General features: G+C 64.9%; 10 protein-coding genes. 3 read left to right on the forward strand and 7 right to left on the reverse strand.

The window, feature by feature from the left end; genetic code table 11:
- Nucleotides 1-6 precede the first annotated feature (6 nt).
- Together EOA16_RS22925 and EOA16_RS22930 are read right to left on the reverse strand one after the other, a co-directional pair.
- Nucleotides 7-915, reverse strand: coding sequence for a sugar phosphate isomerase/epimerase (locus EOA16_RS22925; RefSeq protein WP_127260280.1), 909 nt, complete (start codon nucleotides 913-915; stop codon nucleotides 7-9).
- Entirely contained in the window at nucleotides 912-1,943 is a 1,032-nt protein-coding gene (locus EOA16_RS22930) for a Gfo/Idh/MocA family oxidoreductase (protein ID WP_127260281.1), read from the reverse strand. Before EOA16_RS22930 ends, EOA16_RS22925 begins: the two co-directional genes overlap by 4 nt.
- 197 nt (nucleotides 1,944-2,140) lie before the next feature.
- Between EOA16_RS22930 and EOA16_RS22935 the strand changes: the two genes are divergently transcribed.
- Nucleotides 2,141-3,166, forward strand: coding sequence for a LacI family DNA-binding transcriptional regulator (locus EOA16_RS22935; RefSeq protein WP_127260282.1), 1,026 nt, complete (start codon nucleotides 2,141-2,143; stop codon nucleotides 3,164-3,166).
- A gap of 206 nt (nucleotides 3,167-3,372) precedes the next feature.
- Here EOA16_RS22935 and EOA16_RS22940 read toward each other — a convergent pair whose 3' ends face one another.
- The 3 genes from EOA16_RS22940 to EOA16_RS22950 form a co-directional block, all read right to left on the reverse strand.
- On the reverse strand, nucleotides 3,373-3,687 hold the full coding sequence (locus EOA16_RS22940) for a hypothetical protein (protein WP_127260283.1): 315 nt from the start codon (nucleotides 3,685-3,687) through the stop codon (nucleotides 3,373-3,375).
- Nucleotides 3,688-3,802: 115 nt separating this feature from the next.
- On the reverse strand, nucleotides 3,803-5,356 hold the full coding sequence (locus EOA16_RS22945; protein ID WP_127260284.1) for a trimethylamine methyltransferase family protein: 1,554 nt from the start codon (nucleotides 5,354-5,356) through the stop codon (nucleotides 3,803-3,805).
- A gap of 12 nt (nucleotides 5,357-5,368) precedes the next feature.
- On the reverse strand, nucleotides 5,369-7,780 hold the full coding sequence (locus tag EOA16_RS22950; RefSeq protein ID WP_127260285.1) for an FAD-dependent oxidoreductase: 2,412 nt from the start codon (nucleotides 7,778-7,780) through the stop codon (nucleotides 5,369-5,371).
- 311 nt (nucleotides 7,781-8,091) lie between these two features.
- Between EOA16_RS22950 and EOA16_RS22955 the strand changes: the two genes are divergently transcribed.
- Nucleotides 8,092-9,567, forward strand: coding sequence for an esterase-like activity of phytase family protein (locus tag EOA16_RS22955; protein ID WP_127260286.1), 1,476 nt, complete (start codon nucleotides 8,092-8,094; stop codon nucleotides 9,565-9,567).
- Nucleotides 9,568-9,742: 175 nt separating this feature from the next.
- Nucleotides 9,743-11,203 (forward strand): MATE family efflux transporter, encoded by a 1,461-nt coding sequence (locus EOA16_RS22960; RefSeq protein WP_245456002.1) that lies wholly within the window; start codon nucleotides 9,743-9,745, stop codon nucleotides 11,201-11,203.
- A 33-nt stretch (nucleotides 11,204-11,236) separates the two neighbouring features.
- Here the strand turns inward: EOA16_RS22960 and EOA16_RS22965 are convergent, their stop codons facing one another.
- The gene (locus EOA16_RS22965; RefSeq protein ID WP_127260288.1) at nucleotides 11,237-12,448 is read right to left on the reverse strand and encodes an MFS transporter; all 1,212 of its coding nucleotides are present in this window, start codon (nucleotides 12,446-12,448) and stop codon (nucleotides 11,237-11,239) included.
- 184 nt (nucleotides 12,449-12,632) lie between these two features.
- Entirely contained in the window at nucleotides 12,633-12,959 is a 327-nt protein-coding gene (locus EOA16_RS22970; RefSeq protein WP_245456003.1) for an SH3 domain-containing protein, read from the reverse strand.
- Nucleotides 12,960-13,022 lie beyond the last annotated feature (63 nt).

The following is a 13,022-nucleotide window of genomic DNA, read 5'->3' on the forward strand; positions in this document are numbered from 1 at the left end:
CGATCCTCACATCGGGTTCGGCAGGTAGCTGACCCCTCCCCGGCATTGCCTGAGATATTCCAGCGCCCGCACCTGGCCGGTGATCTCGAGGTCGCCGCGATAGACCGGGTCGTGCCAGCCTTCGATGTCGATGGCACCCTTGTAGCCGGCCAGCCGCAATTCGCTGATCACCCGCGTCCAGTCGCTGTCGCCGAAGCCCGGCGTGCGCATCTGCACGAAGGGCAGCCGGCCGAAAACGCCATGCTCGCGGATGACATCCCAGCGCACCGTCGCGTCCTTGCCGTGGACGTGGAAGATGCGCGGCGCCCATTTGCGGATCTGCGGCATGGGGTCGATCAGATAGACGAGCTGGTGGCAGGGCTCCCATTCCAGTCCGAGATTGTCGTCAGGCACTTCGTTGAACATCAGCTCCCAGGCGTCGGGATTGTGGGCGATGTTCCAGTCACCGGCGGCCCAGTTGCCGTCCATCGCGCAGTTTTCGAAGGCGATCCGCACCCCCTTGTCGGCGGCACGCCTGGCCAACGGTCCCCAGATCTCCTTGAAGCGCGGCAGGCTGTCCGTCAGCTTCTTGCCGCGCAGGCGGCCGGTGAAGCCGCTGACCATCGAGGTGCCGAACAGATGCGCATTGTCGATCGCTGTCTCCCAGGCTTTGAGCACGCCGCGATCGACCTCGCCGTCTTCCAGCGGATTGCCGAACACCCCGAGCGAGGACACGGTGACGTCGGCATCGCCGATCGCCTCGCGGATCTGGCCGGCCAGCCGTGGCAAATCCTTGCCGCCCAGCGTCTGCCAGAAGAAGGGTTGGATGCTCTCGAAGCCGAGCGGCAGGATCTGTTTGATGTATGCCGCCGGGTCGTCGAGATTGGCCCGCACCATGGTGCCGATCCGGATGTCGAGAAGCGGGTTCGGCGTCATTGTGCGTCCTCTGCGATCGTTACGCGGCGGCCGGTCTCGGCGCTTTCGATGGCGCCAAAAACCATGGCCAGGCTCTTGATGTTGTCGGCGCCGCGCGTCTCCGGCTCGATACCGGTCTCGATAGCGCGGATGAAATCCTGGATGATGCCGAGATGGCCACCAACACGGTCGGATGCGTCGAGCGGCGGCACCTCGATCGGCTGGGTTTTGTCGAACATCCCGTCGCGGCCCGGCATCACTGCTTCTGCCCTCAGGTCGTCATGACCGTCCCAGATGAGGCTGCCGCGCTCGGCGACGATGCGCCAGCTGCCCTCCCAGCTGGTGCGGAAGCCGGCCGCGCACCAGCTACCCGCATAGGTGAAGACCTTGCCGCCGCCAAGATCGAAGACGGCACTGGCCGACGATCCCTGCCGGTACCAGGAATTGGACGGCTCCCATTCCTGGCAGTGGACGCCGGCCGGCTCGCCATTCACCATGTAGCGGGCAGCATCGAATGTGTGGATCGCCATGTCGAGCAGCAGGACATGGGCCATCTCCTCCCGAAAACCGCCGAAATGCGGCGCGACGAAAAAGTCGGCGTGGATGCTGGTCGGCGTGCCAATGGCGCCGGAGTGCAGGAATCTGCGGATGCGCCTGACATTGGCGACATAGCGGCGGTTCTGCACGACCGCATGGATGCGCCCGGCGCGGCGCGCGGCCGCGACGATGGCGCGCGCATTTTCCCGACTGTCGGCGAGCGGCTTTTCCGTCAGCAGATGGCAATTGTGAGCAAAGGCGGATAGCGCAACTTCGCGCCGTGCGGCGGGAACCACCACATCGAACACAGCTTGCGGTCTGGTCTGGCCGAGCACGGCGTCGAGATCGCTGCCGATGACGGCACTGCTGAGGTCGTATTCGCGCGCCCTCGCCCGCGCCCTGTCGGCATCGAGGTCGACAAGGCCGACAATGGCGAGCCCGTCGACCTGCCTGATGGCATCGAGCCAGGCCTTGCTCATCGCTCCGCAGCCGACCAGGACGGCATTGATCATCCGGCGCTTCTCCTCCGCTCGGTCCCTCCAGACCGATCGTTACGGCATCCACGGCAACTCCGTAAACGTTTTTCCGTAAACGTTTACGAGAACACACCCGAAGGCGTAGAATGTCAATTGGCCCTTGGCGAAAATCGTCCTGTCGCCTTGGCCTCAGCGGCTACCGGTGCTAGCCAAGCAAGGGGGAGTACAGTCACTTGGCATCCAGCATTCACGATCTTGCCCGTCACCTGAACATTTCGATCGGCACGGTGTCGCGGGCGCTGAACGGCCGCGCCGACGTCAATGCCGACACCCGCCAGCGCGTGCTCGAGGCGGCCAGGACGCTCAACTATTCGCCGAACCAGTCCGGCCGCAGTCTCAGGCAAGGCGCCACCCATTCGATCGCCTTCATGCTGCAGCCGCATCCGGGCGACCAGCAATATGGCGAGCCGTTCTTCATTCCGTTCCTGACCGGGCTGCAAGCGAAGCTTGCCGAGCATGGCCTCGATCTGATGGTCGTCATGGGTGAGCCCGGCAAATATCAGCAGGAGCGGTTGCGCCGCGTGGTCGAGACGCGATGGGTCGATGCGGTCGTGTTGGCCAACACGCGACGGGAGGACGATCGGATCGACTATCTCAGCAAGGCCGGCTTTCCTTTCGCCACACTTGGCCGAAGTCAGTCCGGCGACGACAGCTATCCTTCGCTCGATATCGATTTCGAGAGGGCGGGTGCCGAGGCAGTCGACCGCCTGGTCGCGCGCGGACACCGCCGCATTGCCGCCATCCGCCCTGCGCATGATCTAAACTTCGGCTATTTGTTCCTCGATGGCTATCGCAAGGCATTGCAGCGGCATGGCATCGAGATCGACCCCGAACTGATCGCCTCCGGCTTCATCAGCGAGGCCGGCGGCTACGAGGTGACGCCGCAGGTCATGCGCTCCAAGGACCCGCCGACCGCCATCATCTTCAACAATGACGCGATGGCGCTTGGCGGCTGCAAGGCGCTGGCCGAGATGGGCATCAGGCCGGGTCAAGACATGGCCGTGATCGTCATCGTCGATACGCCGCTCTGCCGCTACTTCTCGCCGGCGCTGACCGCATTCCGCCCGGCGCTGGAGCCGATGGGACAGCGGCTCGCCGAAATGCTGCTGGCGTCGCTTCCCGCCTTCGGCGGTCCGGAAGGTCCGCGGATCATCCGCGAGGTCTGGCCGCTGGAACTGGTCGCGCGCGACAGCGATTGATAGTGGCGGATCGGCCGTGAAATTTGCCCGGCCAGGCCTCAAGGTGTGTTGAGATCAGGTCAGGCCGAGCCGGAGTCGAAGACGGGCGCGAAGCGACCAAACAGGATAGTTTTCGAACCGGAGCGGAGCGTGCTTTTCGTACGTGGGCACCGGAAGCGCAGAAGACCTTCGTTTGCAGGCCGGCATCACCTGAATGCCGACACACCTTAGTCCACCTTCTTCTCGCCCTTCTCGCCAGCCTTGACGATGTCGCCCGTGGTGAACAGGATTTCCTTCAGTTCCGCCCGCCAGTCCTTCTTCTGGCGCAGAAGGAATTCGAGATCCATGCCGAAGTGTTTGAACTCCTCGCTCTGCGCGTTCTTCATGATGGCGCGCGCCTGCGGATCTTTCTCCACCGACATGCGCTGTTCGTACCAGCTGATCGCCTCCGCCTCCTCGATCAGCGAGGTGATCATGCGGGCAAAGGTCCGCACCTCCTGCGTCAGTTCCTCGGGCGGTTCGTGATATTGGTCGAAACCCATGGCGTCCTCCCCTCAAACAGCACACCGGTGCGCAGCGCACCGCAACCTTGAATGCGCGGGACGCGCTGTAGGTTCCGGATCGCGCCACAACCAGGGCGATTGGCGAGAGCCAGCCTTAAGATACCGGCGCCGCTCCGCCCTCTGCCGTGCGCCGCGCGATGAACTCATCCAGCACGCCTGACGTGGCAACAGCCGTCGCCGGAGGCACGAAATCGGCAAGTGTGCGCCGCCAGACGCCGGTGGCGCGCTCGCTTGCGGTCTTCGATCCGCTTTGCGTCCGATTGCCGAAATTCGACCAGTCGGCCACCAGCGGCTCGTAGAAGGCCGTGCGGTAGCGCGCCATGGTGTGGCCTGCCGAGAAGAAGTGGCCGCCCGGCTGCACCTCGGCGATCGCTTCGAAGCCGATCGTATCGGCGTCGCCGGGCGTCGCGGCGCAAAGTTCAGCCACCGTCTGCAGCGCCTCGATGTCGGTGATCAGTTTCTCGAAGGAAACACTCAAGCCGCCCTCCAGCCAGCCGGCGGCATGGATGCACATCGTCGCTCCAGCCAGCACCGAGCCCCACAGCGCGAATTGCGTCTCGTGCGCGGCCTGCGCGTCGGAGATGTTGGCCGCGCTGCCGCCGCCGGACCGCCAGGGCAGTCCGGTGAAGCGCGCCAGCTGGCCGGCGCCCAGCGTCGCCTTGACATGCTCGGGCGTGCCGAAGGCGGGCGCACCGGATTTCATGTCGACATTGGAGGAGAACGAGCCGTAGACGACCGGCGCACCCGGCCGCACGATCTGCGCCAGCGTCAGCCCGGCCAACGCCTCGGCATGCTGTAGCGTCAGCGCGCCGGCGACCGTGATCGGCGCCATGGCGCCCGCCAGGCAGAACGGCGTGATGACGGAGACCTGGCCCGCGCGGGCGAAATCGATGATGCCTTGCGCCATCGGGATATCGAGCTGGCGCGGCGAGTTGGTGTTGATGACGGTGTAGCAATGCGCGCCCGCCAGAAACTCGTCCTGCGACAGGCCGCGCGCCAGCCGCAGCATCTCGAAGCCGTCCTCGACCTGCGGCGTGCCGCGCGCGAAGACGAACGGAAACTTGTCCGACAGCGTCAGCTGCGCGCGGTTGACGGCATAGTGGCGAAAGCGGTTGTCTACATCCTGCGGCTCGATGCAGGGTCCCAGCATATGCAGCACGTCGAAATGCTGCACCAGCCGCATGAGATCCTCGAAATCCGCCAGCGTTCCGGGCCGCCGGCCGCGCTCGAGATCGGTGACGTTGGGCGCCCCGCATCCGGCCAGGAAGGTCATCGAGCCGAGTTCGAGTGTCAGATCGCGGGCGCGCGAACCGGCATGGGCGAGGATCGATCTCGGCGCCGAGGCGAGTGCCGCTGTCACCATGTCGCGGCCGATGCGCACCATGTCGGTGTCCGGATCGACCAGCGCGCCGGCACTGGCGAAATACGCGCGCGCTTGCGGCAGCAGGACCTTGATGCCGAGTTCTTCCAGCACCCGCAGCGCCGTGTCGTGGATTGAAGCCACCTGATCGTCCGAAAAGATCGGCTGCGGCAGGAACGGGTTCTTCAGCGAATGGTAGTTCGGCCGGCGGCTGCTTTCGCTGCCGGCCTCGCCGGTGCGTCCACGCCGGCGTTCGCGCCTGCCGTCCCGTGCCGCGTCATCGACCATCGGAAATCCTCCTCATTGCCGCATTGCCTTGCCCTCGGGATCGTAGGGCGAGGCCGCGACGACACGCGCCGGCCGTTCCTCACCCACGACATGCACGGAGAGCGCGGTGCCCTCGCGTGCAACATCGCGGTCGACCAGCGCCAGCGCCAAGCTCTTGCCGACCGTATAGCCATAGCCGCCCGAGGTGACGAAGCCGACGCGCCGGCCCTGATGCCAGACCGGCTCGAAGCCGCTGGCGTCGGCGTCGAGCGCATCGATTTCCAGCGTCACCAGGCATTGGCCGCTGCCGGCCTCCCGCTGTTTCAACGCTGCTTCGCGGCCGGTGAAGTCGCCCTTGCCGAAAGCGATGAAGCGGTCGAGACCGGTCTGGCCCGGCGTATAGCCTTGCGTGAATTCACGCGACCAGATGCCAAAGCTCTTCTCCAGCCGCAGCGCATTGAGCGCGTAATAGCCGATTTCGGCCAAGCCGAGATCCTCGCCCGCAGCCAGCAGCGTGTCGCGCAGAGTGGCATGCATGGTCACGGGGCAACTGATTTCGAAGCCGAGCTCGCCTGATATCGACAGCCGCGCCACACGTGCCTGCACCATGCCGATATCAAATGCGCCACAGGCCATAAATTGCAATGCAGCGCCCGACACATCCTGATGCGTCGTGCGCTCCAGGATCTTGCGCGCATTCGGCCCGGTCAGCAGGAAACCGCTCGTCGTGTCGGAGAGGTCGGTGACGGTGACGCCCTCAGCCGCATGGTTCTCGAACCAGCGCATGTGGAATTCCCGGAGATAGTAGGAGCCCATCAGCCAATAGTCGCCGCCGCCCCAGTTGAAGACGGTGAGGTCGCCCTTCAGCCGTCCGTCATGGCCGAGCATCGGCGCCAGACCGGCCCGCCCCGGCTTCGGCAATCTGCAGGCGAGCAGCCGGTCGAGCCACGCTTCCGCGCCAGGCCCTGAGACCGCATAGCGCGAATAGGCCGAGATATCGACCAGACCGGCGGCACGGCGCACCTGCAGCGCCTCGTCGCCGACGATGCCGAAGGCGTTGGAGCGCCGCAGCGTCGTGTTCTCGGCAAACCCCATCGGCGCGAAATAGGCCGGGATTTCCAGCCCCCAGGACGCTGTCCATTCGCATCCCGCCGCGCTCATGCCGTCATAGGCGCCGGGGCGTTTCAGCGGCCGGCCGGCGGGCAGCCGTTCATTGGGAAAAGTCATAACGAAGCGGCGCGAATAAAACTGGCGTGTCGTCTGCCTGAGATATTCCCGGTTGGCGGCGAAGGCACCATAGCGGGCGATGTCCATTCCGAAGATGTCGGCCTGCGGCTCACCATAAATCATCCATTCTGCCAGCGATTTGCCGACGCCGCCGCCCTGGCTGAAACCGGCCATGACGCCGCAGGCGACCCAGTAGTTTTTCAGCCCGCGCACCGGCCCGACGATCGGATTGCCGTCCGGCGTGAAGGTGAAGGCGCCGTTGACCCATTTGCGGATGCCGGCCGTCGCCAGGCAGGGAAAGCGCTCATGCGCCTTGGCGAGTTCCGGGCTGATGCGGTCGATGTCTTCCGGGATCAGCTCGATGCCGTAGTCCCACGGCGCGCCGTCCATGTTCCAGTGCTTGGGATTCTGCTCGTAGACGCCAAGCAGCACGCCCTTGCGCTCTTGCCGCAGGTAGGAGAAGCCATCGAGATCGACGGCGATGCCGATTTCCCGGTCGAGTGCTGCGATCTCCGGAATGTCCTCGGTGATGAAATAGTGATGCTCCATCGGCGTCACCGGCAGGTTGATGCCGGCCATGCGGCCGAGCTGCTTTGCCCACAGCCCGCCGGCATTGACGACATGCTCGGCGATGATTGTGCCCTGCTCCGTGACGACGTTCCAGCGACCGTCGGCGCGCGCCTTCAGCTCGATGACCCGGTTGCGCAGGATGATGTCGGCGCCGCGCTTTTTTGCAGCACCGGCATAGGCATGCGTGGTGCCGTACGGGTCGAGATGGCCTTCGTTGGAATCATGCAGGCCGCCAAGCACGCCGGTGACGTCGACGATCGGGCAGATCGCCTTGATCTCGTCGGGCGTGACCAGGCGCGCGGTCTCGATGCCGACCGACTGGAACACCGCCCAGGCAGATTTCAGCCACTCCCAGCGCGCGGGATCGCTGGCGATGTTGACGCCGCCGGTCATGTGCAGGCCGACATCCCTACCGGATTCGGCCTCGATTTCCCGGTAGAGATTGATGGTGTAGTCCTGCAGCGCCGCCACGTTGGGATCGACGTTGAGCGCATGGAAGCCTGCCGCCGCGTGCCAGGTCGAACCGGCCGTCAGTTCGGCGCGCTCGATCAGCGCCACATCGCTCCAGCCGAACCGCGTCAGGTGGTAGAGCACCGAGGCTCCGACCACGCCACCTCCGATGACGACTGCGCGGTAGTGCGACTTCAAGGCTTCCCCTCCACGGTTGGTCCGAAGGCCAGACCATATACGTACTAGACATAAGTGTCCAGTACCGGCGCAGGCGCGCGCCTTCTCGGCGACCGGGCCCCGACGGAGTGATCAATTCTTTCCGCCAGGCACACGTTTTTATCGGCACGTGAAGAAGACGCCCGGCATGCACCGCGCTCTGTCACGCAAGCATCATGTTCGCGCCGTAGACCCCGTTTCGGGGAGGCACGCGCGGCATCATCGATGTCGCACCTCTTTCAGTTTTTCATCCCGCGGCCGCTCCGGCACATCCGTCACAAAGAGGATTATCCATGAAACACCTGTATCGAACCGCGTCACTCGGCGTCGCGCTGGCCTTGTTCACCGCCTTGACGCCGACGCTCGCCGGCAGCACCGCGACCGTCGGCGGCCTCGTCAACAAGGGGCTGGTCGGCGTTGGCCGCATCCCGGCCGCCCAGCGCGACAAGTTCGGCGAGACGTTCGGTTCGGGCTCCGGGATGTCGATCGATACAGCAGGCTGGACGCATGGCGCCGATGGTTACAAGGGTTCGCTCTGGCTGCTGCCGGACCGTGGCTACAATGTCGTCGGCACCACCGACTACCGGCCGCGCCTCAACACCATTGGCATCGAATTTGTCCCGGTTGCACCGGGTGCGGCACCCGCTGCCGGCCAGGAGCAGACGGGCGTCAAGGCGACGCTCGCCGACACCATGCTTCTCACCGACGACAAGGGCGCTGATGCCACCGGCCTCGATCCGCTCAACGGCGTGCGCGCGGCAAGCGGTGACATGCCGATGCTGCCCGAAGCCAATGGCAAGCTGGCGCTCGACAACGAAGCGATCGTACGGCTGCCCGACGGCACCATGTTCATCTCCGACGAATACGGCCCCAACATCTACCGGTTCTCCGCCGACGGACATCTGCTGTCGGCGACCCAGCCACCGGCTGCGCTGGTGCCGATGCGCCACGGCGCGCCGAACTTCGCCTCGGACAATCCAGGCCCAGGTGCTGCCGAACCCGATCCGAAGGATCCCGACACCGGCCGCCAGAACAACCAGGGCCTCGAAGGCATGGCGATGACGCCGGACGGCAAGTTCCTGATCGCGGTGCTGCAGTCGGCGCCCCGCCAGGATGGCGGCGATTCGCCCGCGACGCGCCAGAACACCCGCGCCCTGGTCTACGACGCATCCGACCTCGGCCATCTCAAGCTGGCGCATGAGTATGTCGTGCCGCTGCCGGTGTTCAAGGATGCCAAGGGCAAGACCAAGGTCGCCGCGCAGAGTGAGATCGTGGCGCTCTCCGACAAGACCTTCCTGATGCTGGCGCGCGACAGCGGCAACGGCCAGGGGCTGAAGGGCGACACCTCGCTGGTGCGCCAGATCCTCGTCGTCGACGTCTCGGCCGCGACCGACATCGTCGGCGGCGCCGTCGATGCCGCCGACAAGCCGCTGGCACCCAAGGGCGTGCTCGACCCGTCGGTGACGCCAGCCAAGCTGACGCCGTTCATCGACATCAACGACAAGGGCGAACTCGGCCGCTTCGGCCTGCACAATGGCGCGCCCAACGACAAGAACAACCTGTCGGAGAAATGGGAGGCGATCTCGGTGGTCAGCGTTCTCGATCCGAAGCTGCCCGACGACTACTTCCTGTTCGTCGTCAACGACAACGACTTCCTCGCCCAGGACGGCTTCCAGGTCGGCGCACCCTACAAGGCGGAAGACGGCGCCAATGTCGACACCATGTTCCTGGTCTATCAGGTCACGCTGCCGGGTCTCGCCAAGAAGTAACCACCACTGCCCGGGCGCTTGGCGCGTCCGCTGGGGCTCGCGGCTGGCATGAACGAGGCAGCGGCCTTTCAGCCGTGTGGCGCGTTCGCAAGGGTGCATCTCGGTCCCGCCTGCGATATCATCGTGGACTGGATCCAAATCACCATCTGCCGAGCTGCCCGCCATGGACGAAAAAATGCCCGCGCGCCGGCGCACCGGGGACCTGACCAGCGGCCCGATCCCGCGCACGCTCTTGCTGTTCGCCTTGCCGGTGCTCGGCTCCAACGTGCTGCAGTCGCTCAACGGTTCGATCAACGCCGTCTGGGTCGGCCGTTTCCTCGGCGAATCGGCGCTGACCGCCACCTCTAACGCGAACCTCGTCCTGTTCCTGATCCTCGGCACCGTATTCGGCATCGGCATGGCGGCCACCATTCTGGTGGCCCAGTCGGTCGGTGCCCGCGACCTGCCCGAGGCGCGCCGCATCGTCGGCACCAGCGCGACGTTCTTCTTCCTCGTCTCGGTTATCTTCGCGGTCTGCGGCTGGATCTGGGTCGACACCATTCTCAACACGCTCGGCACACCGGCCGATGCCTTGCCGCTGGCGCGCTCCTATCTGCGCATCATCTTCGTCGCCGTGCCGATGATGAACCTTCTGTCCTTCGTCATGACCGTGCTGCGCGGTGCCGGCGATTCACGCACCCCCTTCCTCTTCATGGCGCTGGCCGTCGTCCTCGACATCGTGCTCAATCCAGTGCTTATCCGCGGCATCGGGCCGTTTCCCGAACTCGGCATCGCCGGATCGGCCACGTCGACGCTGATCGGCCAGACGGTCAGCGTGATCGCCATCCTGATCGTGCTCTACGTGCGCAAGCATCCGCTGCGGCTGGCCGGCGCCAACCTCGCTCTGCTGCGGCCCGATCCCACCTTGCTTCGCATCGTCGTTTTCAAGGGCGTGCCTATGGGCCTGCAGATGATCGTCATTTCGGCGGCAGCACTGACGGTGATGGGCATCGTCAATTCCTACGGCTCACAGGTCGCCGCCGCCTACGGCATCGCCGCCCAGCTGTGGACCTACATCCAGATGCCGGCGCTCGCCATCGGCGCCGCGGTGTCCTCGATGGCGGCACAAAATGTCGGCGCCGGGCGCTGGGACCGGATCGGCCGCATCGCCGCCTCGGGCGTCGGCTTCAACCTGGTCCTGACCGGCGCGCTGGTTGCCGTGCTGTCGGTTTTCGACCGTTCGGTGCTGAGCCTGTTCCTGAGCAGCGACAGCGCGGCGATCGACATCGCCGTCCACATCAACAATGTCGCCTCTTGGTCGTTCATCCTGTTCGGCGTAACCATCGTGCTGTTTGCCACGGTGCGTGCCACGGGTGCCGTGATGCCGCCGCTGATCATCCTGGTGATCTCGGTCCTCGTCGTGCGCACCGGCTTTGCCTATTTCATGCGTGGCGTGATCGGCGAAGAAGCGCTGTGGTGGAGTTTCCCGGCCGGTTCGATCAGCTCGCTTATACTGGCCGCCGCCTACTACCGTTTCGGCCGCTGGCGCACCACGCATATGATCGAGAACAGGCCGGCCGCCGGCGAGCCGCCGGACACCGGTCTTGGCGTGCCGCGCGGACGCGCGCATCTTTCGCCTGAAACACCGAACGGCTGAAGCCAACCCGGTTCCGCTGGACCGCTCCAAGGCTCAACGCCCGTGTTGTTTCAGCCCAAAAGCCAGTGCCACCAACGCAAACGCCACAATCATGCCGGCGAACGCCAGGCTGGCAGTGATGGGACTGGCATAGGTCGAAACGATGCCTATGCCGATGACGGGCAAGGCATTGCCGACAAAGCAGCAGATGAAGAAGCTGGACACTACTTCGGCGCGACGATCCTTCGGCGCCATCTCGTTCACCACTTGCAGCCCGCCACGGTAACCAAGCGCCGCCGCAACGCCGCAACAGGCCGTCGCAGCAACCATCAGTGCCATCGAGGCCAGTATCTGCGCCGCCACCACCAAAAAGACGCTTGGGATCATCAATGCCAGCGCAGCCAGCATCGCTTTGTTGCTCTTCATGTGCATCAGAACGACAATGCTGATCGCGGTGACGATCGCCAGTTCGAAGAACAGCGCGCCGGCGACGGCATGGTTGGCCTCATGCAGCTGCTGCGCCAGGATACTCGGCGCCAACGCGGCGTAGAACCCGACCAGCGCCATCGCGCCGAAGCCGGTCACCGCCGGCGCGACGAAGCGCGCACGGATTTCCTCCGGGACGGAAAGTTGCGGCTGCAAGGAAAACCGCCCGAGGCCGACCGGCTTCGCCACCGTTTCGCGAGTGCGCCAGACCAGGATCGTTACCACCACAAGTGCTGCCAGATAGACGATGAAGATCAGCCGCAACGGCCATGGCTCGTATTCAGCCAGAAGTCCTGAAATCAAGGCGCCAAAACCGAGGCCGAGGAAATTGGTGCTGGTGGCAATGACGCTGGCGCGCGACTTGTCCGCGCCGGGAAGAAGCTCGGCAATCCACGCGGTTCCGGTCCCCGCGCCGACGCCGATGCCAAGCCCGCTCAGGATGCGGGCGACGTCGAGCGAGACGACGTTTCCGGCAAACAGGAAGACAAGCGCACTGACGATGGCGACAAGCATGGCCGCCAGGCTCGCGGGCCGGCGCCCGACAACATCGGACACCCCGCCGAACATCAGCAATGCCGCCAGATTGCCGACGACATACACGGCGTAGATCAGCGTCAGGGTGATTTGTGAAAAGCCGAATTGCTGCTTGTACACGATATAGAGCGGCGTCAGCACCGTGCTGCCGGCAAACAGCACCGCAATCATCGCGGCGACGGTGGGGATTGCAAGGGCATCGCCACCTGCCCCGTCATGCGTATGAGCAAAATCGCGAATGGCCATGGCCAACCTCGTCACCAATTTTGGGGATCAAGGATTTAACGCGGTTTCATCCACGACGTTCCAGCCGACAGGCAGGCTCCTGACAGCACGGTGGACACTGCTTGAACGGGATATCCGCCGGCTGAACAGGCTCGGATCGGAGCCAGCGGCTCCGATTCGTCATCTATTGCTTAGGCGGTCGGCCTTACCTGCAAGGAAAGCCGGGCGCGATCTTGCACTTGCCGGGACGCGGCCTGTGCGGCGGCCGATGGTGCGGAGGACGGTGCGGCTTGTGCCAGTGTGGCGGCCGATGCGGCGGACGCACGATGATGATTGGCGGGCGAACGATCTGGGAGCGTTCGAGATAACCGGCACTGGCCCAGCCGCTCACGCCGCCGCCATGGATTCTACACCAGCCCGGCTGGCAGCCGGTGACATTGACCCTGAAGCCGGCGGGCAGCGTTCCCACCCTGGCGTATCCCGCTCCCGGCCCGCTACGGACGTTGAGGTTGAGGAATTTCCCGGTTGCCATTTATTGGCTCCTCAACATCCGCTAGCATTTACTCTCTTTCGGCAATTCATCGCGGGCAAAGGT

Origin of the sequence: Mesorhizobium sp. M7A.F.Ca.US.008.03.1.1, from assembly GCF_003997495.1 — a bacterium.
Classification (GTDB): Bacteria; Pseudomonadota; Alphaproteobacteria; order Rhizobiales; family Rhizobiaceae; genus Mesorhizobium.

What these genes read in the sequence shown, in the direction of transcription:
- EOA16_RS22970 (WP_245456003.1), bottom strand. Translation starts at nt 12,959, where the DNA reads ATGGCAACCGGGAAATTCCTCAACCTCAACGTCCGTAGCGGGCCGGGA.
- EOA16_RS22930 (WP_127260281.1), bottom strand. Translation starts at nt 1,943, where the DNA reads ATGATCAATGCCGTCCTGGTCGGCTGCGGAGCGATGAGCAAGGCCTGG.
- EOA16_RS22925 (WP_127260280.1), bottom strand. Translation starts at nt 915, where the DNA reads ATGACGCCGAACCCGCTTCTCGACATCCGGATCGGCACCATGGTGCGG.
- EOA16_RS22940 (WP_127260283.1), bottom strand. Translation starts at nt 3,687, where the DNA reads ATGGGTTTCGACCAATATCACGAACCGCCCGAGGAACTGACGCAGGAG.
- EOA16_RS22945 (WP_127260284.1), bottom strand. Translation starts at nt 5,356, where the DNA reads ATGGTCGATGACGCGGCACGGGACGGCAGGCGCGAACGCCGGCGTGGA.
- EOA16_RS22965 (WP_127260288.1), bottom strand. Translation starts at nt 12,448, where the DNA reads ATGGCCATTCGCGATTTTGCTCATACGCATGACGGGGCAGGTGGCGAT.
- EOA16_RS22960 (WP_245456002.1), top strand. Translation starts at nt 9,743, where the DNA reads ATGCCCGCGCGCCGGCGCACCGGGGACCTGACCAGCGGCCCGATCCCG.
- EOA16_RS22955 (WP_127260286.1), top strand. Translation starts at nt 8,092, where the DNA reads ATGAAACACCTGTATCGAACCGCGTCACTCGGCGTCGCGCTGGCCTTG.